General features: G+C 71.6%; 27 protein-coding genes. 10 read left to right on the top strand and 17 right to left on the bottom strand.

From position 1 onward, the window contains the following. Nucleotides 1–15: 15 nt before the first annotated feature. The 5 genes from AC07DF_RS28250 to AC07DF_RS28230 all read right to left on the bottom strand — a co-directional run bounded on the left by AC07DF_RS28250 (nt 16) and on the right by AC07DF_RS28230 (nt 2745). Complete coding sequence (locus AC07DF_RS28250; protein WP_478977205.1) at nt 16–276, bottom strand: hypothetical protein; 261 nt, start codon at nt 274–276, stop codon at nt 16–18. Further along, on the bottom strand, nt 273–620 hold the full coding sequence (locus AC07DF_RS28245; protein ID WP_478977202.1) for a hypothetical protein: 348 nt from the start codon (nt 618–620) through the stop codon (nt 273–275). The genes AC07DF_RS28250 and AC07DF_RS28245 overlap by 4 nt, the downstream gene beginning before the upstream one ends. Before the next feature lie 101 nt (nt 621–721). Further along, on the bottom strand, nt 722–1489 hold the full coding sequence (locus AC07DF_RS28240; protein WP_478977199.1) for a helix-turn-helix domain-containing protein: 768 nt from the start codon (nt 1487–1489) through the stop codon (nt 722–724). Nucleotides 1490–1714: 225 nt separating this feature from the next. After that, the gene (locus tag AC07DF_RS28235) at nt 1715–2311 is read right to left on the bottom strand and encodes a hypothetical protein (protein ID WP_478977196.1); all 597 of its coding nucleotides are present in this window, start codon (nt 2309–2311) and stop codon (nt 1715–1717) included. Then, nucleotides 2311–2745 carry an ATP-binding protein gene (locus AC07DF_RS28230; protein WP_478977193.1) on the bottom strand — a complete coding sequence of 145 codons (435 nt, stop codon included), beginning with the start codon at nt 2743–2745 and terminating at the stop codon, nt 2311–2313. The genes AC07DF_RS28235 and AC07DF_RS28230 overlap by 1 nt, the downstream gene beginning before the upstream one ends. A 114-nt stretch (nt 2746–2859) precedes the next feature. Between AC07DF_RS28230 and AC07DF_RS28225 the strand changes: the two genes are divergently transcribed. From AC07DF_RS28225 to AC07DF_RS28215, 3 genes are read left to right on the top strand one after another with little or no spacing between them, the layout of a single operon-like run. Next, the gene (locus tag AC07DF_RS28225; protein WP_478977190.1) at nt 2860–3672 is read left to right on the top strand and encodes a helix-turn-helix domain-containing protein; all 813 of its coding nucleotides are present in this window, start codon (nt 2860–2862) and stop codon (nt 3670–3672) included. Next, nucleotides 3669–3857, top strand: a complete 189-nt coding sequence (locus AC07DF_RS28220) for a DUF397 domain-containing protein (protein WP_478977187.1) — start codon at nt 3669–3671, stop codon at nt 3855–3857. Before AC07DF_RS28225 ends, AC07DF_RS28220 begins: the two co-directional genes overlap by 4 nt. Next, nucleotides 3854–4540, top strand: a complete 687-nt coding sequence (locus AC07DF_RS28215; protein ID WP_478977184.1) for a hypothetical protein — start codon at nt 3854–3856, stop codon at nt 4538–4540. The genes AC07DF_RS28220 and AC07DF_RS28215 overlap by 4 nt, the downstream gene beginning before the upstream one ends. Nucleotides 4541–4580: 40 nt before the next feature. On the opposite strand, the gene AC07DF_RS28210 is transcribed toward AC07DF_RS28215, so the two are convergent. Further along, nucleotides 4581–5726: a serine hydrolase domain-containing protein gene (locus AC07DF_RS28210; RefSeq protein WP_478977181.1), complete on the bottom strand. Its 1146-nt coding sequence runs from the start codon at nt 5724–5726 to the stop codon at nt 4581–4583. Between the two features lie 96 nt (nt 5727–5822). Next, nucleotides 5823–8330 carry a tetratricopeptide repeat protein gene (locus AC07DF_RS28205; protein WP_478977178.1) on the bottom strand — a complete coding sequence of 836 codons (2508 nt, stop codon included), beginning with the start codon at nt 8328–8330 and terminating at the stop codon, nt 5823–5825. Nucleotides 8331–8413: 83 nt separating this feature from the next. Between AC07DF_RS28205 and AC07DF_RS28200 the strand changes: the two genes are divergently transcribed. Next, a complete protein-coding gene (locus AC07DF_RS28200) occupies nt 8414–8926 on the top strand; it encodes a DUF2165 domain-containing protein (protein WP_478977175.1) in 513 nt (170 codons plus the stop codon). Here AC07DF_RS28200 and AC07DF_RS28195 read toward each other — a convergent pair. Both AC07DF_RS28195 and AC07DF_RS28190 read right to left on the bottom strand, forming a co-directional pair. Next, nucleotides 8919–9479: a hypothetical protein gene (locus AC07DF_RS28195; protein ID WP_478977172.1), complete on the bottom strand. Its 561-nt coding sequence runs from the start codon at nt 9477–9479 to the stop codon at nt 8919–8921. The genes AC07DF_RS28200 and AC07DF_RS28195 overlap by 8 nt on opposite strands. An 87-nt stretch (nt 9480–9566) precedes the next feature. Further along, nucleotides 9567–10550: a glycosyltransferase family 2 protein gene (locus AC07DF_RS28190; protein ID WP_478977169.1), complete on the bottom strand. Its 984-nt coding sequence runs from the start codon at nt 10548–10550 to the stop codon at nt 9567–9569. Between the two features lie 96 nt (nt 10551–10646). Here AC07DF_RS28190 and AC07DF_RS28185 point away from each other — a divergent pair, with 96 nt between their 5' ends. Then, nucleotides 10647–11117: a GtrA family protein gene (locus AC07DF_RS28185; protein WP_478977166.1), complete on the top strand. Its 471-nt coding sequence runs from the start codon at nt 10647–10649 to the stop codon at nt 11115–11117. 18 nt (nt 11118–11135) lie between these two features. Continuing rightward, nucleotides 11136–12548 (top strand): hypothetical protein, encoded by a 1413-nt coding sequence (locus tag AC07DF_RS28180; RefSeq protein WP_478977163.1) that lies wholly within the window; start codon nt 11136–11138, stop codon nt 12546–12548. Nucleotides 12549–12552: 4 nt separating this feature from the next. Here AC07DF_RS28180 and AC07DF_RS28175 read toward each other — a convergent pair whose 3' ends face one another. The 5 genes from AC07DF_RS28175 to AC07DF_RS28155 form a co-directional block, all read right to left on the bottom strand. Then, complete coding sequence (locus AC07DF_RS28175) at nt 12553–15138, bottom strand: bifunctional FO biosynthesis protein CofGH (RefSeq protein ID WP_478977160.1); 2586 nt, start codon at nt 15136–15138, stop codon at nt 12553–12555. A gap of 43 nt (nt 15139–15181) precedes the next feature. Beyond that, complete coding sequence (locus AC07DF_RS28170) at nt 15182–15388, bottom strand: hypothetical protein (RefSeq protein ID WP_478977157.1); 207 nt, start codon at nt 15386–15388, stop codon at nt 15182–15184. 39 nt (nt 15389–15427) lie between these two features. Then, a complete protein-coding gene (locus AC07DF_RS28165) occupies nt 15428–16282 on the bottom strand; it encodes an LLM class F420-dependent oxidoreductase (RefSeq protein ID WP_478977154.1) in 855 nt (284 codons plus the stop codon). 66 nt (nt 16283–16348) lie between these two features. Beyond that, nucleotides 16349–16864: a DedA family protein gene (locus AC07DF_RS28160; protein WP_478977151.1), complete on the bottom strand. Its 516-nt coding sequence runs from the start codon at nt 16862–16864 to the stop codon at nt 16349–16351. Further along, nucleotides 16861–17559, bottom strand: coding sequence for a class I SAM-dependent methyltransferase (locus AC07DF_RS28155; RefSeq protein WP_478977148.1), 699 nt, complete (start codon nt 17557–17559; stop codon nt 16861–16863). Before AC07DF_RS28155 ends, AC07DF_RS28160 begins: the two co-directional genes overlap by 4 nt. A gap of 123 nt (nt 17560–17682) precedes the next feature. On the opposite strand from AC07DF_RS28155, the gene AC07DF_RS28150 reads away from it, so the two are divergent. The 4 genes from AC07DF_RS28150 to AC07DF_RS28135 all read left to right on the top strand — a co-directional run bounded on the left by AC07DF_RS28150 (nt 17683) and on the right by AC07DF_RS28135 (nt 21699). Continuing rightward, nucleotides 17683–18900 (top strand): sensor histidine kinase, encoded by a 1218-nt coding sequence (locus AC07DF_RS28150; RefSeq protein ID WP_478977145.1) that lies wholly within the window; start codon nt 17683–17685, stop codon nt 18898–18900. Further along, entirely contained in the window at nt 18897–19547 is a 651-nt protein-coding gene (locus AC07DF_RS28145; protein WP_478977142.1) for a response regulator, read from the top strand. Before AC07DF_RS28150 ends, AC07DF_RS28145 begins: the two co-directional genes overlap by 4 nt. A gap of 139 nt (nt 19548–19686) precedes the next feature. Continuing rightward, nucleotides 19687–21225, top strand: a complete 1539-nt coding sequence (locus AC07DF_RS28140; protein ID WP_478977139.1) for a CehA/McbA family metallohydrolase — start codon at nt 19687–19689, stop codon at nt 21223–21225. An 81-nt stretch (nt 21226–21306) separates the two neighbouring features. After that, entirely contained in the window at nt 21307–21699 is a 393-nt protein-coding gene (locus AC07DF_RS28135) for a nitroreductase/quinone reductase family protein (RefSeq protein ID WP_478977136.1), read from the top strand. Nucleotides 21700–21705: 6 nt separating this feature from the next. Here the strand turns inward: AC07DF_RS28135 and AC07DF_RS28130 are convergent, their stop codons facing one another. The 3 genes from AC07DF_RS28130 to AC07DF_RS28120 form a co-directional block, all read right to left on the bottom strand. After that, entirely contained in the window at nt 21706–23154 is a 1449-nt protein-coding gene (locus AC07DF_RS28130) for an aldehyde dehydrogenase family protein (protein WP_478977133.1), read from the bottom strand. Further along, the gene (locus AC07DF_RS28125; RefSeq protein ID WP_478977130.1) at nt 23154–24884 is read right to left on the bottom strand and encodes an N-acyl-D-amino-acid deacylase family protein; all 1731 of its coding nucleotides are present in this window, start codon (nt 24882–24884) and stop codon (nt 23154–23156) included. The genes AC07DF_RS28130 and AC07DF_RS28125 overlap by 1 nt, the downstream gene beginning before the upstream one ends. 90 nt (nt 24885–24974) lie before the next feature. Further along, complete coding sequence (locus tag AC07DF_RS28120) at nt 24975–26093, bottom strand: LLM class flavin-dependent oxidoreductase (RefSeq protein WP_478977931.1); 1119 nt, start codon at nt 26091–26093, stop codon at nt 24975–24977. Nucleotides 26094–26141: the final 48 nt, after the last annotated feature.

Genomic DNA, 26141 nt, shown 5'->3' with positions numbered 1-26141 from the left:
TACGGCGAGTCGATGTCAGCCGTACCAGGTCACATTGCAGACGTAGACACACTCGTGGCGTGGTACGGCCAGAAAACTGATGAAGCCACGCCCGCCGAGCAGATCGAACTCGCGCAGCCCGGCCTCCCGATCGAACGGTCTACCGACCTTCACGGAATCATGGCCCAGCGCTGCCAACTCGACTGCGAGTCGTTCGACCTCCGCCACCACTCCGGGCGGCAGCCCGTTCGTCACGTACTCGGCACTCGGGTTGTAGTCCCAGGACCAGTCAGTCACAGCCCTGCCTCTGCCTCTGCGGCCTCCCGGATGGCGCGGATCTCGGCGATGGCGTCAGAGGGGTCCTCTTCGCCGACGTCCACGATCCGCTCCAGCTCCCGCAGCCGCTCGGCCCGCGCGGGGTGCCGTTCGATCGCGACGAAGACCGCCCAGGAGTGCACGAAGGCGCGCAGGGGGGCGAGACTCTGGGTCTGCTGTGCGTTGGTCGTGGCCTCGAAAAGGTGCTGCGTGAGCGTGGGCAGCCGGCTCGGGGCGATCCGGGCGACGGCATCACGCAGCGCGTCCGGGGTCAGCTGAGGCATGGGGATCAGCGGTCCGTACGGGCCGTCGCTCTGAGCACTCACGGTGACCTCCGGTGCTGGTGCTTCGCTCCTCGTACGGTACCGGCGAACGCCTTGGGGAACCGTTGAGACGGTGCACGTCACATGACTCGACCTTGGCACGCCTAAGCAGCCTTGCGGCAATCTCGGCAGGAGCCGGGGTGAGGAGCTCGGAAGGCTCGTTCGCAACCGTCGCAGGTCTGGAACGGGTCCGGACGGAGGGCCGACTCGGCGTGCGCCGGTGCCGTGGGGAGGGGCGGTGGGAGGAGGGTGGTCAGGCGGTGGGCGAGGAGGGCCGCCGGGTGCTTGATCGGGTCGTGGGGCAGGCCAGACGTCAGGGTCCGTTCCACCGCCGTGGCGGGGACGCCCCGCTCCAGCCAGGCCGACACCTGCGGGGCCAGGCGGTGCACGTCGCGCTCGCTCAGCAGCAGGCGCGAGTCGGCCGCGCGCAGACCGGTGAGGAGGTCGGCGGCGGTGCGGTGGGGCTTCGCGGCCGGGGGTTCCGTCCGGGGCGGAGGGGAGGCCGGGCGGTGCTCCAGGATCGTCGGCCGGGGCTTGTTGTACGAGACCGTGCGGGTTACGACTCGGCCGGATTGAAGACGCTCCCTGGCGCGCGTGAGGTAGCCGTGGGTCTCCAGTTCCCGCAGGGCTGCGGCGATCCGGATCTCGCCCTCCTGGAACTTGGCCGTCAGTGCCTTGATGCCGATCGGGGTTCCGGCGGGCAGCGACTGGATGTGGACGGCCAGGCCGATCGCGGTGAGTGAGAGGTCCGGGTGCTGGGCCAGGTGGTTGCCGACCACCGTGAAGTTGTCCTCGTGGCGTTCCGTCACGTGCTGGACACCGGAAGTGCCGGACTGTGCGCGTGCGGGCGCGCTAGGGTTCTTGTCAGTCATCGGGAAGGTTCCGCTTCCTAGGTGATCAGGCCCTCGCAGTGGGATGGCAGTCCCGGCGGGGGCCGTATGCGTTTGTGGGGTTGTCTGCGCTGACGCTGCACCATCGACTGCCCTCCACGCCAGCCGAGTTGGCGATGTTCACCCCTGCGGGTGAGCCGCGGGGGCGGTGGGGGCGGGTTGGTTCTTTGCCCGGTTCTTTGGTTCTTGACGTCGGGACCGGCCGGGTCATGAGGGGCCGCGATCCGGCTCCTCGAAGTCGCGGGTGACGGCTTCTGGGTCGTCGGATGAGCGCAGTCGCACCCCGGAGCCCGTCACGTCCAGATCCCGCCGCATCGCTTCCCTCGCGACGCCGATCAGAGACCAGATGCCGTGCTGCGCCACAGCAGCCGCGTGCAGGGATTCACCGGGTCGCGGGTTCCCCTGCTCCAGGCGTTTGACCCGGCCGTAGACCGCGTTCAGGGCTCGATTCACCTCCCCGGCCGGTGTCAGCACCGCATCCGGCGCGATCATCAGCGCCTCGGACCAGCGGTCGCGGTAGGTGTCCTTGGCGGCCTCCAGGGACTTGATGTCCTCGTCGCCGGGGGTGCGGTCCCGCAAGACGTACAGCTGTCGGCTGAGTGCTGTGCAGAACTGGCGGGCGTCGCGGTGGAGTTCCGTGTAGCAGCGGCGCCGCAGCTCGCGGTCTTCGCGAACCTCCTGGATGACCTGTGCCATCTCCAGCTCGCGCCGCTTGGCCTTCTCGGCGGCCCGTTGAGTGAGCAGCGCGCCCCCGAGCGTTCCCGCCACACCGGCCACCGCTATCAAGACCGCCCCCACGTCCATCAAGTCACCCTAGATCTCAGGGTCAGTTCGGCCCACACCGTCTTGGCGTGGGCCGGTGCCTCCGCCACGCCCCAGTGGTCCGCGTACGCCGAGACGATCCGCAGGCCACGGCCGCCCTCCGCGTCGTCCGCCGCCGGGTCCGGGACTCGCGGGACTCGGTCGCCCCGCGCGTCGGTCACCTCGACGCGGAGCGTGCGGTCGGCGTGCAGCTTGAGGCCGAGGCGGAAGTCCCTGCCGCGGACGTGGCCGTGCAGTACGGCGTTGGACGCCAGCTCCGCCACCACCTGCGCGGCAGCCTCGTAGGGCTCACCCCACTCGTCGAGTTGGCGTTCGGTGAGCAGGCGAGCCAGTCGAGCGCCTCTTCGGGTGGCGGACAGCTGGATCGTGAAGTGGCGTACGGGGGTGGTGATTTCCGCGAGGGATTTCTGGCTCATGTCACCCAGCGTGGTCGTCCGGTCCCTAATCTGAACAGCCATGACCCCGGTACGGAGCGTGACTGTCCGGACACCTCGCGGGGTCGTACGGCTGGTACGTCAGGAGGGGAAGGCGTGGAGGACGAGGAAGCGGCGGCCGTGCTCAGGACGGTCGGGCGGCAGATCAGGATGTGGCGCGAGGCGGCCGGGCTGAAGCAGGTGGAGCTGGGGTCGGCCATCGGGTACGGGGAGGAGATGGTCTCGTCCGTGGAGCGGGCGCGGCGCGTTCCCAAGCCGGACTTTCTCGACAAGGCCGATGAGGTGCTCGGTGCGGGCGGCAAGCTCTCCGCGATGAAGGAGGACGTGGAGAAGGCTCGGTATCCGAAGACCGTGCGGGACCTGGCCAAGCTGGAGGACCAGGCCGTCGAACTCGGCGCATACGCAGCCCTGCACATCCACGGGCTGCTGCAGACGCCCGAGTACGCCCAGGCTCTGTACGCGATGCGGCGGCCGGCCTACGCGGAGGACGACATCGAGCGCCACGTGGCAGCGCGTATGGCACGGAAGGCCGTCTTCGATCGGGTACCCCGGCCGCTGGTCACCTTTGTCCAGGAAGAGATGACACTTCGGCGGCCCTTCGGAGGCAGAATGGTGCTGCGCCGACAGCTCGAACACCTGTTGGAGATCGCTGGGTTGCGGCACGTCGAGATCCAGGTGATGCCCATGAACCGGGAGGACCACGCGTCCGTGATGGGCTCGTTCCGCCTGCTGAAGCTTCAGGACGGCAAGGCACTCGGGCACACGGAGAGCCAGCTCTACGACCGAGTGATCAGCGATCCGAAGGACGTCCAGGTCCTCGATATGCGCTATGGCATGATCCGGGCGCAGGCCCTCTCGCCCCGCGAGTCGCTGACCTTCATCGAAAAAGTGCTGGGAGAAGAGACATGACGCCCACCCCTCTGACATGGGTCAAGAGCAGCTACAGCGGCAATGACGGGCCGGACTGCGTCGAGGTCGCCATATCCACCCCCACCATCCACATCCGCGACTCCAAGAACAAGAACGGCGCCCGACTGGCATTCACCGGAGACGCCTGGTCCGAGTTCCTGGGACAGATGCGCGCGACGGCGTGAACTGGGGCGCCGTACCGGGCCACCCCCGCTGGTACGAACCGGCTCGTGTCGCCGATGGTCTGCGCGCCCTGGCCGATGCGGCGAACCTGGTACAGGCAGCCGAGGCCGGCTCGCTGCTCGGCGGTGGCGGAATCGTCCACGGCCACAGTGCCGCGGTGTTCCCAGCGGCCGCGGTCGCGGCGCCGCTGCTTCTGGACATCGTCCAGCAGGGTCACCCGGCGGCGAGGGACACCGCGTTGGGGCTGCTCGACGAGGCCCTGTCGTGCTACCCCCACGCCGGGTACACGCGGGTGACGACACCCGACGGCACAGCGGTCCCGATCTGCTGCGCCATCGCCCAGCACCTGCGTGCCCGCACCGTTCTCCTTGTCGGGCTGGGCAAGAGGGGCAAGGCGCTGCTTGCCGATGCTGCCGAGCACTGGCGCTTCGAGATCCGGGAGTGCGTCGACGACGGCAAGGACACGGCAGTCTTCGGATCCTTGGCAGGCTGTTTCCCACCTGGCGTGCAGGTGGCGGAACTGCACCTCGCCGGTGAGTTCACCGTCCTGGACGGCGTTGCCCTCGAATACCCGCCTGCGGACGGCTCCGGCGAGGCATGCCTGCGGGTGACGGGACGGCATCCGGGAGAACTGCCGTCCGGCGCCGTCCTGCTTCCGGCGGAGTGCGGGGAACGCGTGCACTGACCGGCTTCGCCGCTTCAAGGGGGCAATCTGGCGCAGGAGGTCAGCCAGATGCACGCTTGGCGCAGAGCGCCGTGTCGACCGCTTCGATAAGGGCCGTGGTGCTCGCGTCGGTGGTCGGGGCCTCGTTGATGACGAGGGTCACCTGACGGCCGTCGGGGGCGACGGCAGCGAGGTTGTTGTGGCCGCCCCGTACGGAGCCGGTGTGGCCGGTCCAGTGGCCTCCGCAGGACAGGGGTGAGGTGATCAGGCCGAGTCCGTAGCGGCCGTCCTGGCCCAGTCGGTCCGGGTCGCCCGGCACCGTGTTCCGCATCTCGGCCAGCCGGGCGCCGGAGAGCAGACGGCCGTTCAGCAGGGCAGCGAAGAACCTGTTCACGTCCCGGGGCGTGGAGATCAGTGCGCCGCCCACACCCCCCGCCGAGGTGTTCCACTCGGTGCCGTCCACGCGCTCGGTCATTCCATTGCGCTCGGTCGTGAAGTAGCTGCGGGAGTGGCGGCCTCGGATGTGCTCGGAGTTGCCGGGCCAGTAAGTGTCGCGCAGTTTCAGCGGCTTGATGATCCGTCGTGAGATCTCCTCTTCCGCCGGGTTGCCCGTAACCTTTTCGATGACCAGGCCGGCGAGGATGTAGTTCGTGGTGGAGTAGTGCCATGTGCCCTTGGGGGGCGGCAGTTTCAGTGCTCGTTGCACCAGTTCCTCCGGCGTGAACCGGTGGTGGCGCAGCCAATCGATGTCGGCACCGGCCAGCGAGTCGCTGTGGTCGGGCAGTCCGCTGGTGTGCTGGAGAAGCTCCCGCACGGTGATGTCGCGGCCGTCGTAGCCGTTGCCCCGGACAAGTCCGGGCAGGTAGTGCTCCACGGACGCGTCGAGAGAGAGGCGTCCCCTGTCCGCGAGTGGAAGGACCGTGGCAGCCGTGAACGTCTTGGTGATGCTGCCGATGCGGAGACGGTCCTCGGCGCTCATCGGCCGCCCGGTGCGCAGATCGGCCCGGCCGGCGGCGTAGGTCCACCGGCCGCACTTCGGGTCGGCCACTTCGACCGCCGCTCCGGCGAGTCGGTGTCTTCCGGTGAGCTGGTCCACTGCGTGTCGCAGTCCCACAGGAGCGCCGCAGTCCCGGGGTGCGGCGGCGGCCGTCGGGGCGGTGAAACCGACGCCCGTGAGAAGGGCCAGGAGTAAGGCAGGGATCTTCATGGCCCAGGACGCTACGGGGAGGGGTGGTGATTCTCGCTCCGGCTGGCCTCCGTCTCAGGGGTGGAGTCATGTACACCACCGAGACGGGGGCGACGGTCACCCGCCGAGGAACGGGCCCAGCAGCGAACGGTCCGTGTCCGAGAGGCGTTCCAGTGCCCCGGGGTCCAGTTCGCGTGCGCGTTCCACATCGGCCCGGGCCTTCTCGGGCCGTGACATGGTCGCGTGGAGCACGGCTCGGCGGCACAGCGCCCAGACGTAGCCCGGCCGGAGGTCCACCGCCCGGTTCAGGTCGGCCAACGCATCGTCATGGCGGCCCAGGTTGGCCAAGGACGTGCCCCGGCTGGCGTACGCCGAGGTGTAGGCGGGGTCGAGGGCGAGCGCGTGGTCGAGGTCGGCGACGGCCTCCTCGTCACGGCCGGCCGCACGCAGCGCGTCACCGCGTTCGCAGCGGGCCCACGGCCAGTCGGGGGTCAGGGCGAGGGCGCGGTCGAGGTCGGCCAGTTGGCGGCCGGAGTCGCCCAGGGCCCGCCACACCCGGGCGCGGCGGGCGAGCGCCCAGGCGTAGTCCGGCTTGAGGTCCAGTGACCGGCCCAGGTCGGCGAGAGCGGCGTCCAGGTCCCCGCGGCGTTCGTGCGTGGCGCCCCGGGATGCCCAGGCGAACTGGTTGGCCGGGTCGAGGCGGATCGCTTCGCTCAGGTCCCGGATCGCCTCCGTGTCGTGCCGGGCGATGCGGTGGTGTTCGCCGCGCAGGGCGACGTACCAGGCATTGTCCGGCTCCAGCGTCACGGCCCGGTCCAGGTCGGCGATCGCCGCGTCGTGGTCGCCCAGGTCCCCACGGACTCCGGCCCGGTAGCGGTAGGCGACCGCGAGCCCGGGATCGAGGGCGACGGCCCGGTCGTACTCGGCGAGGGCCTCCGCGTAAAGGCCCTCGCCACGCAGTTCGTCGCCCCGGACGACCCGTGCCCGGGCCTGGGCCGGCGCGTCGAGTACCGCACGGCTCAGGAGCAGGCCGAGCGCCGCGCCGATCCCCTGCGCGCCGAGTGCCTCCGTCAGCTTCGTCCCCCACTCGGCCACCGTCTCCACGTCGGCGTCCTGTCCGGCGTCCACCAGGACACGTGCCCAGCGCACGGCCATGACCTCACCGGCGTCACAGGCGTGGACGAAGTCCCCCAGCGCCCGCGGCAGTTCGTCCCGCTCACCCGCGCAGAGGAGGTGGTACGACTCGGCCTGGCGCAGGTCCCGCCAGGTGTCGTCCGCCCAGAGGTCGTCCACCCCCCGGCCGGCCTCCTCCCGCCATTCCCGGAACGTCCGCGCCAGCCGTCGCTGCCGTTCGGCCCATCCGCGTGGCGACCGTCGCCGTTCCGCGCGCAGCATCGGCGCCCGTACGACGTCGTGGTAGCGCAGCCGTCCCCCGCCTCGCTCGACGACGAACGGCATGCCCCGCAACCACGCGTAGAGAGGCGCCAGTTCCTCCTCCGGGCAGTCGGCGGCCGCCCGGAACACATCCGCGTCCAGCCACCTCGGCAGCGCGCAGGACAGCGCGGCGGCCCGGCGTGCCGGGTCCTGCTCCCACTTCAGGAAGCGGTCGACCGCCGTGGCACTCGGGTCGCCGACGTCGCCCGCGTCGGTGGGGCGGGACTCGGCGAGGGTGGAGACCAGGACGGGGAGGCCGCCACTGAGGCGCAGTACCTCCTCGACGACCGGTTCGGCGGTCACCCCCTTGCCGGCCAGCAGGCCGCGGGCCTCGGCCTCGGTGAAGGGGGCCAGCGGGACGTCCGCCACGAAGTCCCGCACACCGCCCCAGCGGGTCGCGCCCAGGGGGCGCTGGCCCGCCGTGACCACGACGGCTGTGGCGGGCGCGGCACCGTGGCGGTCGGTCGTCATCGTCTCGTGCAGCCAGTGGTCCAGGTACGGGGCCGTCCGCTCGTACGTGTCGAAGAACAGGGCGATCCAGGGGGCCGAGGCCGCCGCGTCCGTGAGTTCACGCAGCAGCACGGGTGTCAGCACCTGCTCCGGGGCGAAGACCAGCTGGACGTCCTCGTGGTTGCGGAAGCGGGCCATCACGCTCTCCCGGAGCCGGTCCACTCCGCCCGCGAACTGCTCCGTGTCGAGCATGCCCGCGAGGGGGCCGACCACCGGGACCATCCCCAGCGCGATCATGCCGCCCCGGGCCACCACTCGCCCGCCCGTCGACGGGCCGGTGTCCTCCGCCTGCCCGTCCAGTGCGGTGAGCGCGGCCAGGGTCGCCTCGTGGCGGCGCTCCTCGTGGGCGGCGAGCAAGCGGTTCAGTTCCTTCAGCCTGCGCCCCTGGGCCGCGAACTGCCGGCTGATCTCCGCCATCACCTCCGGCACGCTGCCGGCGCTGTCGTCCACGTACGCGGTCAGCGCGCCCTGTTCACGGGCGATCTGCTCCAGCTCCCGCAGCAGGAAGGTCTTTCCGACGCCCGCGTTGCCGTGCACGTGGAAACGGAAACGGTGGCGTTCGTCGTGCGGGGCGGTGGCGAAGTTCGCGCGGAACAGGGCCCGTTCGGCGCTCCGGCCGACGAAGCCGGCCCGGGTGCGTTGCCGTATCAGGTCCTGCATCGACGGTCCCGGCTGCGCCATCCGTACGTTCCCCTCGTCTCGCCCGGTCGGCTTCCGTCGTCATTGTCTCGCGCTCGCCCCGGCCTCCGGGGAGAATGATCGGCATGGCCACCTCCCCAACTTCACGCGGCACGCTGCCTCTTGCCGCCATGCTGCTCACCGGCACGATCGCCCTCTACATGGCGCTCGTCGCCTTCGGGAACATCACCGACTTCGGCACCAATCAGCAGTTCGTCCGGCATGTGCTGGCCATGGACACCACGTTCAAGGACGAGGACCTGATGTGGCGTGCCATCACCAGCGAGACACTCCAGGACGCCGCCTACATCGCGATCATCGCGTGGGAGACCGTCGCCGCGTTCGCCCTCATAGCCGGGACCTGGCTGTGGGCCAGACGTGATCAGCGGCGGGCCCGGCAGTTGTCGACCTACGGGCTGCTGATGGTGATGCTGCTGTTCGGGGCCGGGTTCATCGGGATCGGCGGCGAGTGGTTCTCGATGTGGCAGTCGAAGAGCTGGAACGGGCTGGACGCGGCGACCCGTGTCTTCCTGTTCAGCGGTGTCGTGCTGATCGTCAACCAGCTGTCGGACCGGGGGACGCAGGCTCCCGCTACTTGACCACAGCCACGGTCGTGCCGACCGTGCCGAACGCCCACAGTGCCGTGCCGTCCGCCTTCCGCATCCGGACCCCGCCCGTCTTCGTGCCGGAGGCGGCGGGCGGCGGCGAGGCACCGTCGACCGCGTTGGAGAACGCGACGGAGACGCCGTCCTTCGCGGCGAAGTACAGGATGTGCTCGATCTGGACACCGTCCGAGCCGGTCGTGCCCTCGTTGCGTGACGACACCGTGTACGAGCCGGGGTCGGGGCTGACCGTGCCCGGCCACACGGTGAACGTACGGCGGCTCGCCTCGCTCGCGTCGACCAGCCACACCCGCTTCTCGCCCAGGGAGTAGACGACGCGCCGGCCGCTGCCGGAGCCGTCGGGCACCCGGGTCGGGGTGGAAGCGGAGGGGCTGGGCCGCACGCCCGCCGACGCCGCACTGCTCGGCTTGGCCGAGGTGGCGGTGGGGTGCGGGCCCCGGTCCGCCTGCACGGCCAGGACCGTCACCGCGGCTATCGCTCCCACGGTCAGCCCGGTCGTCCAGGCCCACGAAGGAAGTCGGGCAGGCACGGGCACGCATCTCCTCAGTCACGGGACCCCGCGCGGACATCGGGGTTCCGATCATCGTACTGCGAGCGCGCTCCTCCCCCGGCGGTCTCAGGGGGTCTTGCGGACCGGTACCGGGCCGGTGCCGGCGCCATGGGCGGTGTAGTGCGGCGCGCGGGCGGGGGCCGGATAGGAGAGGTGCACGAGCCGGGACTGCTCCTGCCGCATGTGCATGAGGGACTCGAGGATGTAGCCCACGAGCAGGACGAGCGCCGCGATGGTCATGATGGCGGCGGCGAGGATGGCCGTGGGGACCCGGGGCACGGTGCCCGTCTCGATGAAGTCGGCGATGACGGGGATGCCGAGGACGACCGAGACCAGGGCCAGTACGCCCGCGATCACGGTGTGGACGAGCGAGGGGCGCTCGCGCCGCGCCAGGTCGAGGATGACCCGCAGGATGCGCCAGCCGTCCCGGTAGGTGCGCAGTTTGCTCTCGCCGCCGGCGGGCCGTTCCCGGTAGTCCACGACGACCTCCGCGGTGGGGAGCCGCAGGTGCAGCGCGTGGATCGTCATCTCGGTCTCGGTCTCGAACTCGCGGGCCAGCGCCGGGAAGGACTTCACGAAGCGCCGTGAGAAGACCCGGTAGCCGCTGAGCATGTCGGTCACGTCGTTGCCGAACAGGGACCGCACGGCCCCGGTGAGCAGCTTGTTGCCTGCCGCGTGTCCCGCCCGGTAGGCCCCGTCGACCGTCACCCGGCGGGCGCCGACGACCTGGTCGTAGGGCCCTTCGAAGAGCAGGTCCACCAGGTCCCGGGCGCGTGCGGCGTCGTAGGTGTCGTCGCCGTCGATCAGGAGCAGCGCGTCGGCGTCGACGTCGGCGAAGGCACGCCGGACGACGTTGCCCTTGCCCTTACGGGGCTCCTCCCGGACGATCGCGCCCGCTTCCCGGGCGATCTCCACCGTGCGGTCGGTGGAGGCGTTGTCGTACACGTAGACGACGGCCTCGGGGAGGGCGGCCCGCAGGTCGCGGACCACCTTGCCGATGGCCGCCTCCTCGTTGTGGCACGGCACGACACACGCGATCGTCGGTTCCACGGCTGCTCCTCCCGGACCGGTACCGAATATGACGAAAATCATGCGATATGGGCGGGTCTGGGTGGTGAGGGCGCGCCGGGTCGTTACGCTCACCGTGTGCCGGTCCTCGCATCTGCCGCGCTGCGTGCGCGTGACGCCGTCAAGGGCATCTGGCGGGAGGCCGCCAAGTTCGGCGTCATCGGGGCCCTGGCCTTCATCGTGGACAACGGCGGCTACAACCTGCTCGTCTTCGGCCTGCCCGGCGGCGCGGAGGGCGGGCCGATGAGCACGTCACCCGTGCGGGCGTCCGTCGTCGCGACGGGTGCCGCCGCGCTCTTCAGCTGGGCCGGGAACCGCTACTGGACCTACCGCGGCCAGCACCGCGAGAGGGTGACCCACGAACTCGTCCTGTTCCTGGTGGCGAACGGCGTCGGGCTCGCCATCACCGCGGGCACGGTCTTCGCCTCCCGGCAACTGCTCGGGCTCGACTCGGCGCTCAGCGACAACACCGCCCGGATCTTCGGCTGGGTGCTCGCCACCCTGTTCCGCTTCTACGCCTATCGGCGCTACGTCTTCGTCGCCCCCTGAGCCGTTAGCATCCGACTTATGGGACAAATGGGATGGATGCCGTGTGGGCAGCGCTGGGTCTGGGTACTGGCCGCCGTCGCCGCCGTCTGCTGCCTGGGCACGATCCTCGTCTTCGCCCCCGGCTATCTGAGCCCCGACAGTCTCGAGCAGCTCCGGCAAGCCAGGCGGCTGACGCCGCTGACCGACTGGCACCCGCCGGTGCTGAGCCTGGTGTGGCGTGCGCTCATCGCCGTGACCGGGTCGTTCGCGTCCATGGCCGTCGTCCAGTCACTGCTCTTCTGGGGCGCGCTCTGGACGCTGGCCTGGTGCGTCCACAAGCTGACCGGGAGGCGTGCCGGTTCACTCGCCGTGCTCGGGCTGGGACTGGCCCCTTTCGTGCTGACGTTCGTCGGGGTGGTGTGGAAGGACGTCCACGCGGCGTTCGCGCTGCTCGCCGCGTGCGCGGTCGCGTTCACCGGGCTGCGGCTGCGGGACGGCGACCTGCGCCGTCCCGCCCTGCGGTGGGGGCTGCTCGGGCTGGGCGTGCTGTTCCTCGCGTACGCCATGCTGGTGCGCAAGAACGCCTTCTTCGCCGCGATCCCCGTCTTCGTCATGCTGGTCCTCGCGCTGTGGCGCGGTCCAGGCCGCCGTACGTGGGTGACCTGCACGGCGGCGCTCGTGGCCGCCCTGGTCGTGCCGGCCGCCGCCATCTCCCTGTTCGCCCGGCCCCTGGAGACGAAACAGGGCGCGCAGATCATGCTCGACGACCTGGTCCACGTCCTGAGGGTGGACGAACTGCGGTCGGCGGACGTGTCACCCGGCCTCAGGGACCGGCTGGTGTCCGCCGCCGAGGAGTGCCGACGCGTCGGCGCCCTGTCGGACGCCTACTGGGCCTGCTACGCCCGCCCGGCGGACGGACTGCGCGGGGACTCGGACGAGATCACGTCCCTGTGGCTGGACGAGATGAGCGGGCACGTGCCCGGCTATCTCCAGTACCGGCTGCGGCTCTTCGCGAGTCTGCTGTTCGAGACCGGCTATCACTACAAGGCGGGGATCACCCGCAACGACCTGGGCGTCGAGGTGGCGCACCCCCGCCTGGAGGACACGCTCGGCACGTACGTCGACGGCATGGCCAGGGACCTGCCGTGGCTGTTCCGGGGCTGGTTCTGGCTCGCCGTGGCGCTGGTGCTGGCCGTCCGTCCGGGCAGGGGCGTGTTCTCGATGCCGGTCCGGGCGCTGGGCATCAGTTCGGCGGCGTACATCCTGGGCTATCTGCCGATCATGCCCGCGACGGACTTCCGCTACGTCTACTGGCCGGCGATCGCCTGCTCCCTGGGCCTGCTGCTGCTCTGGCTGGGCCGGGGCACGGCTCCCCCGCCGCCGAAGAGCCCCGGCGCCGCCGCCGACCGTGCCGTGACGGCACATCAGCCGGCGGACACCGGGGGCCGGTAGAGCGTCAGTCGAGGACCGGCAGCAGCTCCGGCAGGTGGCCGTCCGAGGCCGCCGCCGCCCGCTGCCGCTCCTCGGGGACCTCCCCGTAGAGGGTGTTCCGGGCCTTGGCGGGACGCCCGGCCGCATCCGCCACCGCGATGAGGTCCTTGACCGACTTGTACGAGCCGTACGACGAGCCCGCCATGCGGGAGATCGTCTCCTCCATCAGCGTGCCGCCGAGGTCGTTCGCGCCCGAGCGGAGCATCTCGGCCGCGCCCTCGGTGCCCAGTTTCACCCAGCTCGTCTGGATGTTGGGGATGTACGGGTGCAGCAGCAGCCGGGCCATGGCCGTGACCGCGCGGTTGTCCCGCATGGTCGGGCCCGGGCGGGCGATCCCGGCCAGGTACACCGGCGCGTTGGTGTGCACGAACGGCAGCGTCACGAACTCGGTGAAGCCGCCCGTGCGCTGCTGGATGCCCGCGAGGGTGCGCAGGTGCCCGAGCCAGTGCCGGGGCTGGTCGACATGGCCGTACATCATCGTCGAGGACGACCGGATGCCCAGCTCGTGGGCCGTGCTGACGACCTCGATCCAGTCGGCGGCGGGCAGCTTGCCCTTGGTGAGGATCCAGCGGACCTCGTCGTCGAGGATCTCGGCGGCCGTGCCCGGGATGGTGTCCAGGCCCGCTTCCTTGGCGGCGGTCAGCCACTCACGGATCGACATGCCGGTGCGCGTCGCGCCGTTGACGACCTCCATCGGCGAGAAGGCGTGCACATGCATGCCCGGAACGCGTTCCTTCACCGCCCGCGCGATGTCGAAGTACGCCGTGCCGGGCAGGTCCGGGTGGATGCCGCCCTGCATGCAGACCTCCACCGCGCCGACGTCCCAGGCCTGCTGGGCCCGGTCGGCGACCTGGTCCAGGGAGAGGGTGTAGGCGTCGGCGTCCGTGCGGCGCTGGGCGAAGGCGCAGAAGCGGCAGCCGGTGTAGCAGACGTTGGTGAAGTTGATGTTGCGGGTGACGATGTAGGTGACGTCGTCGCCGACGGCCGACCTGCGTACGTCGTCGGCGACCCGGGCGAGCGCGTCCAGCGCCGGTCCGTCGGCGTGCAGCAGGGCCAGCGCCTCGTCGTCGGTGAGCCGCGTGGGGTCGTCGGCCGCCGTGCGCAGGGCCTCGCGTACGTCGGTGTCGATGCGCTCGGGTGCCATGCCCGGGGCGGCGGCCTCGCGCAGGGCGCCCCAGTCGCCGTACACCTCGTCGAAGTCGTCCCGGCGGTCGGAGGTGCGGCCCTCGGTGTCGATCGCGGAGTGCAGGTCGGTGCGGCCGGAGGCGGTGAAGACCTCCTCGGGCTCCTGCCACGGCAGGCCCTGCGGAAGGGCGTCGGGGCGGGCAAGACCGGTCTCCGGGTCGGCCAGCGCCGCCACGTGCGGGCGCAGCCGCGGGTCCAGCCAGGGCTCGCCGCGCCGCACGAACTCCGGGTACACGCACAGGCGTTCCCGCAGTTCGAACCCGGCCGCCCGGGACTTCTCGGCGAGCTGCTCGATCTGCGGCCAGGGGCGCTCGGGGTTGACGTGGTCGATGGTCAGCGGGGACACCCCGCCCCAGTCGTCGATACCGGCCGCGATCAGCCGCTCGTACTCGTCGTCGACGAGGTTGGGCGGGGCCTGGATGTTGCCGCTCGGGCCCATGAGGAGCCGGGCGACGGCGACCGTGGCGACCAGCTCGTCCAGTTCCGCGTCGGGCATGCCGCGCATGGCGGTGTCCGGCTTGGCGCGGAAGTTCTGGATGATCAGCTCCTGGACGCCGTGGTACGCCCGGCTCACCTTCCGCAGCGCGAACAGCGATTCGGCGCGCTCCTCGTAGTTCTCCCCGATGCCTATGAGGACGCCCGAGGTGAAGGGCACGGAGGAACGCCCGGCGTCCTCCAGCACCCGCAGCCGCACCGCCGGCTCCTTGTCGGGAGAGCCGTGGTGGGGACCGCCCGGCTCCGACCAGAGCCGGGTCGCGGTCGTCTCCAGCATCATGCCCATGCTGGGCGCGACCGGCTTCAGGCGCTGGAAGTCGGTCCAGCTCATGACGCCCGGGTTCAGATGGGGCAGCAGGCCCGTCTCCTCCAGGATGCGGATGGAGATGGCCCGTACGTAGGCGAGGGTGTCGTCGTAGCCGTGCGCGTCGAGCCACTCGCGCGCCTCGGGCCAGCGGTCCTCGGGCTTGTCTCCGAGGGTGATGAGGGCTTCCTTGCAGCCGAGGGCGGCGCCCTTGCGGGCGATGTCCAGGACCTCGTCCGGGGACATGAACATCCCGTGGCCCTCGCGGCGCAGCTTGCCGGGGACGGTGACGAACGTGCAGTAGTGGCACTTGTCCCGGCACAGTCGGGTCAGGGGGATGAAGACGCTCTTCGAGTACGTGATGACACCGGGCCGGCCGGCCGCCTCCAGGCCCGCGTCCCGGACCCGGGCGGCCGAGGCCGACAGGTCCTCCAGCTGCCCGCCCCGGGCCTGGAGGAGCACCGCCGCCTCGGCGACATCGAGGGAGACGCCGTCCCTGGCCCGTTTAAGGGCGCGACGCATGGAGTTCTCGGTGGGGCCGGTTCCGGAGGTCGCGGAAGTCGTCATCCTTCGAGCATACGATTGCGCTGATCAACCCGGGTGAGCCCCGTCAGTGGAAGGCCAGCCAGCCTATGCCCAGGGCGGATGTGAGCCCGGCGGCGACAACGGCGGCCGGTCTGTTGCGGTGCAGCGCGAACCAGACCAGCGCGGCGGTCACGAGCACGGCCAGCGTGCCGATCGCGGCGGGCAGCAGCCCTTGGCTGTAGCCGTATTCGTCGAAGTGGCGCGCGAGCCAGGCTAACCAGGCCAACCTCATGACGCGGTGACGCTCCCCCCATGCACCCTGACCGAGTTGTCAGGTACCTGGAAGATACCCCGTCAGATCGTCCAGCGCCTTCAGCACCTCCGCCTCCCCCGCCGGAGGCAGTTGCACCACGACCTCCTCGATGCCGAGGCCGGCGTAGTGGGCGAGCTTGCCCGGAGTCGGGTGGACGGCGTACGGGACGACCTGGAGGGCCTCGGGGTCGCGGCCCGCCTCGGTCCAGGCGGTGCGCAGCCGGGGCAGGGATTCGGACAGGCCGCGCCCGCCGATCGGCAGCCAGCCGTCGGCGTACTCGCAGATGTGGGCGAACAGCTTGGGCCCGGCGGCCCCGCCGAGCAGCGTGCGCGGGCCCACGACCGGGCCGCGCGGCTTCCGCACGGGCTTGGGGTGCGCGTGACTGGCCCGGACACCGCCGAACTCCCCCTCGTACGCGACCGGTTCCTCCGACCACAGCGCCCGCATCAGCGCCATCCGGTCCCGGCCCAGCTCGCGCCGGGTGCGCCACCGTACGCCGTGGTCGGCGGCCTCCTCGACGTTCCAGCCGAAGCCGACCCCGAGGGTGAACCGGCCGCCGGAGAGGTGGTCCAGGGTCGCGACCTGTTTGGCCAGGTCGATCGGATCGTGCTGGGCGACGAGCGTGATGCCCGTGCCGAGTCCGAGCCGCTCGGTGACGGCGGCGGCCTGACCGAGCGCCACGAACGGGTCGAGGGTACGGCCGTACTCGCGCGGCAGCTCGCCGCCCGCCGGGTACGGAGTGGTCCGCTCGACGGGGATGTGCGTGTGCTCGGGCAGATACAGCCCGGCGAAACCGCGGCCCTCCAGCTCCCGGGCGAGCCGGGTCGGGGTGATCGTCTCGTCGGTGAGGAAGATCGTTACGGCGATACGCATGGCCCATCTCTACCCGAGGGGGGACCATGCGTCCATACCAGCCGGTCGGGCTTCATCCTTCGGCACTCACACGACCGTCGCGAGCGCCGCGAAGCCGCTTCCGGCCTCGGCGGTGGCCCACAGAGTCGCGGCGACGGTGCTGTAGGGCGCGATGCGGTGGTAGGGCAGGCGAGTGGCACCCGCGAGGTGCGGGGCGAGGGTGCGGAGCACGGGGACGAAGCGGGCCAGGAAGACGGCCCGGCCGCCGCGGCGGTCCATCAGGGTCTCGGCGTTCCGCCAGGCGGCGGACGGGACACGGCTGCCCAGGCGTCCCGTGCGCAGACGGTCGCCGAGCAGGGTCCCGGTGCGGTGGGCGAGGAAGTCACCGGCCACCGCCGCGACGGCGGCGGCACCGATGACGAGGGGCAGGCTCAGGTGTCCGGTGCGGGCCAGCGCACCGGCCGCCAGCAGCAGGCCGAGCGTGGGGACGAAGGCACCGACCAGCAGGACGGACTCGGCCAGGACCGCGGCCGCCAGCACCGCGTAGGCGGCGCTGGCGGGGGCCCGGCCGAGGAGGTCCGGGAGGTCCCACGGGACGGTCACCGACCGGCTCCGGCGACCGCACGCGGCTCGCCCGGCGTGTCCTCGGCAGCACGGTGCGGGCTCCGCAGCTGACAGACCCTGGCCGGAGGAAGGTTCGCCCACACGGTCCAGCGGCCGGTGGCGTAACGACGCTGGTACCCGGCCATGACCTCCTGGACGGCCTGGTGCCGGCGGGCTTCGGCACGGGAGGACAGCAGGGTGCGGGCCTGACGGGTGCCCAGGTAGGCGAAGTAGGCCAGGGTGCCGCCCGGGTGCAGCAGCTCCAGGCAGCGGGTCATGATCGCGTCGACCTGGCCGGGGGTGAAGTTGGTCAGGGGCAGGCCGGAGACGATCACGTCGTAGCGCTGTTCGCCGGGGAGGTCCTCGACGTAGGCGCAGCGGACGCGGACCCGCTCGGGCTCGCCGGCCAGCCGGGGGTGGGTGTCGACCAGCCGGCGCAGGCGGTCGGCGAAGCGCGGGTTGGCATCGACGACGTCCAGGCGGCTGCCCTGCGACAGTTGGGGGATGAGGGCGCGGGTGACGGCGCCGGTCCCGGCGCCCACCTCCAGGACGGTCAGCGGCCGTGGGGCCAGGGCGCGCACCGGTTCGGTCAGCGCTCGGGCCAGAGCCCTCCCGCTGGGGGCGAAGGCGCCGGTGGTGCGCGGGTCGCGGGCCGCTTCGGTGAAGAACGCCCAGTCCATGGTTCGGAGATCCATGGTTTTGACGCTAGGGACGGGGGCACGGCCGGAGATCACTCGTTGTGCGGCCATCACCCCCTACGAAAGTTGGGGGTCACGTGAGACCAGGGTCGGCCGACGGCTCTGCCGGGCCCGCCTAGGATGCCGGGAGTGATACGGAGAGAGAGATTCCGGTGGGGCGGCTACGGGCGCTGGTGCCTGGTCGTGCTGCTGACCGCCCTCGCCGTGCTGAACAGCGCGTCCATCGACGGCGGCCGGTACGCGACACCGGCCACCGTCCTGGCCGTGCTGTGCGGACTGGCCCTGCTGGTGCGCCGGGTGCCCTGGTACGCCTCGGCCGTACCGGCCACCGTGGCGACCGGGCTGTGGGGGTGGCCGCTGCTGCCGCTGCTGCTCGTCGCGCTGTTCGACATGGCGGCGCACCGGCGGGTCCGGGTGGCGGTGGGCTGCGCCGCGGCCGCGCTGAGCGCCAACCTGCTCATTCCGCCGACCTTCTCGCTGTGGACCCCGCAGCAGTACGGTTCCACCCTGTTCGTGCTGCTGGCCCTGGTGGGCGGGCTGTGGGTGGGCAATCGCCGCCGGCTGCTGAAGGCGCTCGGCGACCAGGTCGAGCACCTGCGGATCGAGCGGGAGTTGCGCGAGGAGGCGGCCCGGTCCGCCGAGCGGTCCCGGATCGCGGCGGAGATGCACGACGTACTGGCGCACCGCCTGAGCCTGATCGCCCTGCACACGGGTGTCCTGACGGCGAGGAGCGAGCCGCTGCCCGAGCCGGTCGTGGCACGCCTGGCCCTGCTGCGCACCGCCTCCACCGATGCCCTGGCCGATCTCCGCGACGTCCTCGGGGCCCTGCGCGACCCCGGGGCCGAGCCCGCCGAAGCCGCTCCCGTCCCCGTCCTGCGCGCCGTGGACGAGCTGGTCGAGCAGGCGCGGGCAGCAGGGCAACTGGCCGAGCTGCGGATCGAGGGCCGGCCCGAACAAGTCCCGGCCGCGCACCGGCTGGCCGTCTACCGTCTCGTCCAGGAAGCACTGACGAACGCCGGCAAGCACGCCGAGGGCGCCCCGGTGCGCATCCACCTCGGCTACCGCCCGCCCGCCACCACCGTGGAGGTCACCAACGCCCCCGGCAGCCCGGCCGCGCACGCCGTCGCCTCCGGGTTCGGGCTGGTCGGCCTGCGTGAGCGCGTCACCGCCCTCGGCGGCCATCTGCACGCCGGGCCCAGCGGGGCCGGCAGCTGGCGGCTGGCGGCCCGTATCCCCCACCCCGCCTCCGCCGAGTCCACCAAGTCCCCCGAGACCTCCGCGACCTCCGGGACCTCCGGGACCTCCGGGACCTCCGACCAGAACGGCACCCGCGCATGATCCGCGTCCTCATCGCCGACGACGACGCCCTGGTCCGCCTGGGCCTGGCCGACCTCCTCGACGGGGACCCGGGCATCGAGGTCGTCGCCCAGGCGTCCGACGGACTGCTCGCCGTCGAACAGGCCACCGCGCACCGCGTCGACGTCGCCCTGGTCGACGTGCGCATGCCCCGCATGGACGGCATCACGGCCACCGCCCGGCTGCGCGCCCTGCCCCACCCGCCGAGGGTGATCACGCTGACGACCTTCGACCTCGACGAGTACGTCTACGACGCCCTCACGGCCGGGTCCGACGGCTTCCTGCTGAAGGACACCGATCCGGCCGAGATCCTGCGCGCCGTCCACCTCGTCGCCGCCGGCTCGGCGATGCTCCACCCCAGCGCCGCCCGCCGCCTCATCGACCGCTACCACCGGTCGGGCGCGCCACGGGCGACCGCCGCCCGGGCCGGCCTCGACCGGCTCACACCCCGGGAACGCGACGTGCTGGCCCTGCTCGCCCAGGGGGAGACCAACGCCGACATCGCCGCCCGGCTCGGCATGCGCGAGAGCACCGTCAAGGCCCACGTCAGCCGCATCCTCACCGCGCTGGAGGTCACCAACCGGGTGCAGGCGGCCCTGCTGGCCCGGGACGCGGGGCTGACGGCCTGACCCCGGCGGCCTGTTCGCCTGTTCCCCGCCGTCCAATTCCCTTCCCTTGCCCGGCGGTTCACGGCTGAATACAACGGTTGCACGCACCACGCCCGCACCACCCATGCCATGTCACCGACGACACCTTGGGAGCAGCAGCATGTGCGAGGACCATCAGGAGGACGGCCACGAGGACGGCCGGGGCGGGCTCGCCCGGCGGGCCCTGTTCGTGACGGGAGCGGCCGCCGCGCTTACGTTGGGAAGTGTGAGCTTCGCTTCAGCGGCCGACGGTGACCAGGAGACCAGAACGGTACGGGGCACCCTGCCGCCCGGCTCCCCCGACTTCGTGTACCTGCCCGTCGAGGTCCCGGCCGGGGTCCGGGAGATCAAGGTCGCCTACACCTACGACCGGCCGTCCGTCCCGGCCGGCACCACCGGCAACGCCCTCGACATCGGCGTCTTCGACGACCGGGGCACCGATCTCGGCGGCCGGGGCTTCCGGGGCTGGTCGGGCGGGGCGCGCACCGAGTTCTTCCTCCGCGCCGACGACGCGACGCCCGGCTACCTCCCGGGCCCGGTGCGCGAGGGCACCTGGCACATCGCGCTCGGCCCGTACACGGTCGCCCCGCAGGGCCTGGCGTACGAGATCACGATCACGCTGACGTACGGCGAGCCGGGCGAGGCCGCCCGGCCGGTGTACCCGCCCGAGCGGGCGAAGGGGCGGGGGCGTGCCTGGTACCGGGGTGACTGCCATCTGCACTCCTGGTACTCCGACGGCCGCCGCACCCCCGCCGAGATCGGGGCCCTGGCGCGGGCCGCGGGGCTGGACTTCATCAACTCCTCCGAGCACAACACGCACTCGGCGCACGCGCACTGGTCGGATGTGGCCGGGGACGATCTGCTGGTCATGCTGGGCGAGGAGATCACCACGCGGAACGGGCACGTGGTGGCGCTCGGCACCGACCCGGGCACCTTCGTCGACTGGCGCTACCGTGCCCGCGACAACCGCTTCGGCCGGTTCGCCCGCCAGATCCGCCGCGCCGGCGGCCTGGTCGTCCCGGCCCATCCGCACGCGACCTGCGTCGGCTGCAACTGGAAGTTCGGCTTCGGCGAGGCGGACGCGGTGGAGGTGTGGAACGGCCCCTACACGCCCGACGACGAGGTGACGCTGGCCGACTGGGACAGCATGCTCGTGGCGTCGGTGCGGGGCGAACGCGGCTGGATCCCGGCGATGGGCAGCAGCGACGCCCACCGCGACCCGGACCCCGTCGGCAGCCCCCAGACGGTCGTCCTGGCCGACGACCTGACCCGCCAGGCCATCCAGGAGGGCATCCGGGCCGGGCGGTCGTACATCGCCGAGTCCGCCAAGCTCTCGCTGTCGTTCCGGGTGTCCGGGGGCCGCGGTGAACACGCCGGCATCGGCGAGCGTCTCACCGTCGCCCGCGACACCCCGGTCACCGTCCGCCTGGAGGTCACGGGCGCCCCACGCTGCACGGTCCGCTTCGTCACCGACCAGGGCGTGCTGCACACCAGCGCGCCGCTGCCGGTGGCGGGAGCGGGGGTCGTGGAGTGGCGCACGACGCCGTCGTACGCGGCGTACGTACGGGCCGAGGTGCGGCACGAGGCGGCGGCGGGGCCGATCCCCGGGCCGCTGGCGGCGTTCACCAATCCGGTGTTCCTGGGGCGCCGCGCGGACTGAGGGATCCTTGAGGGGGTACCGCCGCGTGGCCGGAAGGCCGGGCCCACTGTGAGAGCTTCGTGCGAAGGAGACCCCCCGACGATGTCCCGCCTAGCCGACATCAGGTTCCGTGCCGCCACGGCCTTCCAGCGCCGGATCAATCCGCTGTTGCGCCGCCTCCCCCTCCAGACCGTCGTCGAGACGACGGGCCGCGTCTCCGGGCTGCCCCGGCAGACGCCGGTGGGCGGGCGGCGCGTCGGGGACTCCTTCTGGCTGGTGTCGGAGTTCGGCGAGCGGTCGCAGTACGTCCGCAACATCAAGGCCGATCCGCGGGTCCGGGTGCGGATCCGGGGGCGGTGGCACACGGGGACGGCACAGCTGGTGCCGGACGACGATCCGGTGGCCCGGCTGCGGCGGCTGCCCCGCTTCAACGGCCTGGGGGTGCGGGCGTTCGGGACGAATCTGCTGACGGTGCGGGTGGACCTGGACGCCTGAGAGGCGTCAGCCCGGCCACACGATCGCCTGCACCTCGCTGTAGGCGTGCAGGGCGTAGGAGCCGACGTCCCTGCCGACCCCGCTCTTCTTGAACCCGCCGAAGGGTGCCTCCATGTTGCGGCCGACGGTGTTGACCCCGACCCCGCCGGCCCGCAGCCGCCGCGCCACCCGGAAGGCGCGGGCCACGTCCCCCGACCAGACGTAGTCGATGAGGCCGAAGTCGGTGTCGTTGGCGAGGGCGATGCCCTCCTCCTCGTCGCCGAAGGGGATGACGGCCACCACCGGCCCGAAGATCTCCTCACGGGCCACGCGCATGTCGTTGGTGCAGTCGGCGAGGAGGGTCGGAGGGACGTAGAAGCCCTTGGACAGGGCGGGACGTTCGCCCCCCGCCCTCACCACCGCGCCTTCCTTCCGGCCCAGTTCGACGTACGACTCCACCCGGTCCCGGTGCGCCGCCGAGATGACCGGCCCGACCACCGTGTCCCGCTCCCTCGGGTCCCCGACCTTCAACCGGCCCGCGTAAGCGGCCAGTTGCTCGACGAGACGCTCGTACACGCCGCGCTGCGCCAGCACCCGCGTCGGTGCCGTGCAGATCTGGCCGCTGTAGAAGGAGAAGGTCGTCCCGATTCCGGCCACGGCCGAGCCGAGGTCCGCGTCGTCGAAGACGACCGCCGCCCCCTTCCCGCCCAGCTCCATCAACTGCCGTTTCATACCGCGCCCGCACACCTCGGCGATGCGCTGCCCGACCGCCGTGGAGCCGGTGAAGCTGACCATGTCGACGTCCGGCGACTCCACGGCCGCCTCGCCGACCTCCGTACGGGATCCACTGACCACGTTCACCACGCCCGGGGGCACGCCCGCCGCCTCCAGGGCCTTGGCCATCCGATAGACCGACAGCGGGTCCTGCGGGGCGGGTTTCACCACCACCGTGTTGCCCATGGCCAGGGCCGGGGCGACCTTGCCGGCCGCGTTGGCCCAGGGGTTGTTGTACGAGGTGACGCAGGTGACGACCCCGACGGGCTGGCGGACGGCCAGCGCGCCCATCACCCCCGCCCGGCCCATGGGCCCGGCCTCGTTGATCTGGGGCGGGATCGCCCACTCGGCGGGCTCCACGCGCGCGTAGCGCCGGAAGCGGGCGGCGGCGACCCCGACCTGCATGGCGCGTGCGGTGGCCGTGGTCGCGCCGGTCTCCGCCCGGGCCAGCTCCGCGTACTCCCCGACACGGTCGGCGATGATCCGCCCCGCCCTGCCGAGGACCGCCGCCCGTTCCTCGGGCGAGGTCCGTGACCACGGCCCGAAGGCCTCGCGGGCCGCGGCACAGGCCGCGAGCACCTGGTCCCGCGAGGCCTCCGGCGCCCACCCGACGGTCTCCTCGGTCGCCGGGTCGATCACCGCGTAGTGCCCACCGTCCGGCTCCGCCCAGGAGCCGCCGACGAACAGCGCCTGCTGCCTCATCACCTGGTGCTCACCGTCTCCGTGTCCCGGCCCGAGCGCAGCACACGCCCCGGCACGGCACCGGTCACCACGTCGTCCCGGATCGCCTCGACGCCGTTGACCCACACGGCCCGTATGCCGAGCGCCCGGGAGTCCAGCCGAGGGCTGTCACCCGGCAGGTCGTGCACCAGGGTGGCCGGGCCCGCGTCGATCCGCTCCGGGTCGAACAGCACGAGGTCCGCGTGCCAGCCCTCCCGCACCCGCCCCCGCTCCCGCAGGCCGAAGAGCCTGGCCGGGTCGTCGGTCAGCATCCGCACCGCCTGCTCCAGACCGACCAGCCGCCGGCCCCGCAGACAGTCCCCGAGGAACCGGGTCGTGTACGGCGCCCCGCACATCCGGTCCAGATGGGCGCCCGCGTCGGACCCGCCGAGCAGCACGTCCTCGTGCTGCCAGGTCTCCGCCCGCAGCGCCCAGGACGCCGGGTCGTTGTCGGTCGGCATCGGCCACAGCACCGTACGCAGCTCGTCGGCGGCGCAGATCTCCACCAGGCATTCGAAGGGGTCCTGGCCGCGCTCCTCGGCGATGTCCTTCACCACGCGGCCGGTCAGCCCGGCGTTCGCGTCGCTGTAGGTGTCGCCGATGACGTACCGGCCGAAGTTCGACAGCCGCCGGAAGACACCGGCTTCCTTGGACTGGGCGCGGCGCAGCAGCTCGGCCCGCACGGCCGGATCGCGCAGCCTCTCGATCCGCTCGGGCACGGGCAGCGCGAGCACCGGCCCCCACCCGGGGATCAGGTTCAGCGCGCAGAAGGTGCCCAGTGACATGTTCATCGGCGTGAGGATCGGCATGGTCAGCGCCACGACCCGGCCGCCCGCCTTCCGGGCCTGCTCGCTCGCGAGGAGCTGCCGGGGCACGCGCTCGGGAACGGCCGCGTCGACCGTCAGCACGTTCCAGTTCAGCGGCCGCCCCGCCACCGCGCTCATCTCCACGAACAGATCGATCTCGGCGTCGCTGAACTGATCCAGACAGCCCGCGACGATCGCCTCGATCTGCGTGCCCTCGTGCTCACCGACGGCCCGCGACAGCGCCAGCAGTTCGGCCGGTTCGGCATGCCGGGAGGCGACCGGCCGCCCGTCGCCGTCCGAGTGGCTGGTCGACTGGGTGGTGGAGAACCCCCACGCCCCGGCGTCCATGGCCTCGCGCAGCAACCGCACCATGTCGGCGAGCTGCTCCGCACTCGGCTGCCCGCCCACCGCCTCCGGCCCCATCACATACCGCCGCAGCGCACAGTGGCCCACCATGAACCCGGCGTTGACCGCGATCCGCCCCTCCAGGGCGTCCAAATACTCCCCGAAGGAATGCCAGCTCCACGGCGTCCCCTCCTCCAACGCCACCAGCGCCATGCCCTCGACCTTCGACATCATCCGGCGCGTGTAGTCGGCGTCCCCGGGGCGTTCCGGATTCAGCGGCGCCAGCGTGAACCCACAGTTCCCGCCCGCGACGGTGGTGACCCCGTGGTTGAGAGAGGGCGTGGCGTACGGATCCCAGAAGAGCTGGGCGTCGTAGTGGGTGTGCGGATCGACGAACCCGGGCGCGAGAACGAGACCGTGCGCGTCCTCGCTGGTACGCGCTTCCTGGGTGACCTCGCCGATGACGGCAATACGACCGTCCCGTATGCCGACGTCGGCGACAAAGCCGGGCCCGCCGGTCCCGTCGACGACCGTCGCACCTTTGATGACGTGATCGAGCATGAACCCTCAACTCCTCGAGCGAGATGTCCCTCTTAGGGGCGCGGGGAACTGCGCGACCAGCCCCCACGAACCCGCACCCGCCAACGACGCTCAAACTCCCTGCCGGAACCGCGAAGTCCGATGCACAGGATCCGTATCGATCTTGGGAATCACGTACTCCCCGACCAACCGAATCGTCTGCAACGTCTCCTCCTTCGGCACCCCCACCGGCAACCCGAAACTCAACTGATCCGCCCCCGCCTGCTCCCACCGCTTGCACTGCGTGAGCACTTCGTCCGGATCCCCGCAGATCAGCAACTCCTCCTCGATGAGCACCTCCACGAACTCCTCGGTGTACTCCGGCAGCGTCTCGGGCCACACCGGAAACCCCTCGGGCCGCGGAAACGTGTCGTGGTACCGGAAGACCAGCGAGGGCAGATAGTGCAGCCCCCCGCTCGCCGCGATCCGCACGGCCTCCGCATGGGTCGGCGCACAGATCGCCGTGGTCGTGACCATCACGTTGTCGTTGACGAAGTCCCCGACCGGCTCCGCGTCCACGATCGCCGTCTTGTACTGCTCCAGCACCCACTCCATGTCGGAGACCTTCTGCACGCTGAAGCCGAGCACGCCGAGCCCCTTCTTCGCGGCCATGGCGTACGAGGGCGGGGACCCGGCGGCGTACCACATGGCGGGGTGGGACTTCCCGTACGGCTTCGGCAGGATCTTCCTGGGCGGCAGCGACCAGTGCTTGCCCTGGAAGCCGGCGTACTCGTCCTGGAGCCACATCTTCGGGAACTCGGCGATGGTCTCTTCCCAGAGCTCCTTGGTGTGGTTCATGTCGGTGATCCCCGGCAGGAACCCGAGGATCTCGTGCGATCCGGCACCCCGCCCGCTGCCGAACTCGAACCGACCCTCGCTGAGGTGGTCGAGCATGGCGACCTTCTCGGCGACCTTCACCGGGTGGTTCACCGGGGCGAGCGGGTTGAAGATCCCCGAGCCGAGATGGATGCGCTCGGTCGCGTGCGCCAGGTACCCGAGGAAGACGTCGTTGGCGGAGAGGTGCGAGTACTCCTCCAGGAAGTGGTGCTCGGAGGCCCAGGCGTACTTGAAGCCCGACTGGTCCGCCTGGATGACGTACTCGGTCTCCTCCATCAGCGCCTTGTGCTCGGCGAGCTGGTCGGTCTCGGCCCGTTTGCCGACGTATCCCTGTACGAAGAGCCCGAATTCCACGGAGATCCACCGCCCCACGGTCACTTCTGACAAGCCGTCAGATTCATG

The organism is Streptomyces sp. NPDC044719 (assembly GCF_056433405.1).
Note: the sequence above shows the minus strand (reverse complement) of the source record. Positions and strands in the feature narration are given on the sequence as shown.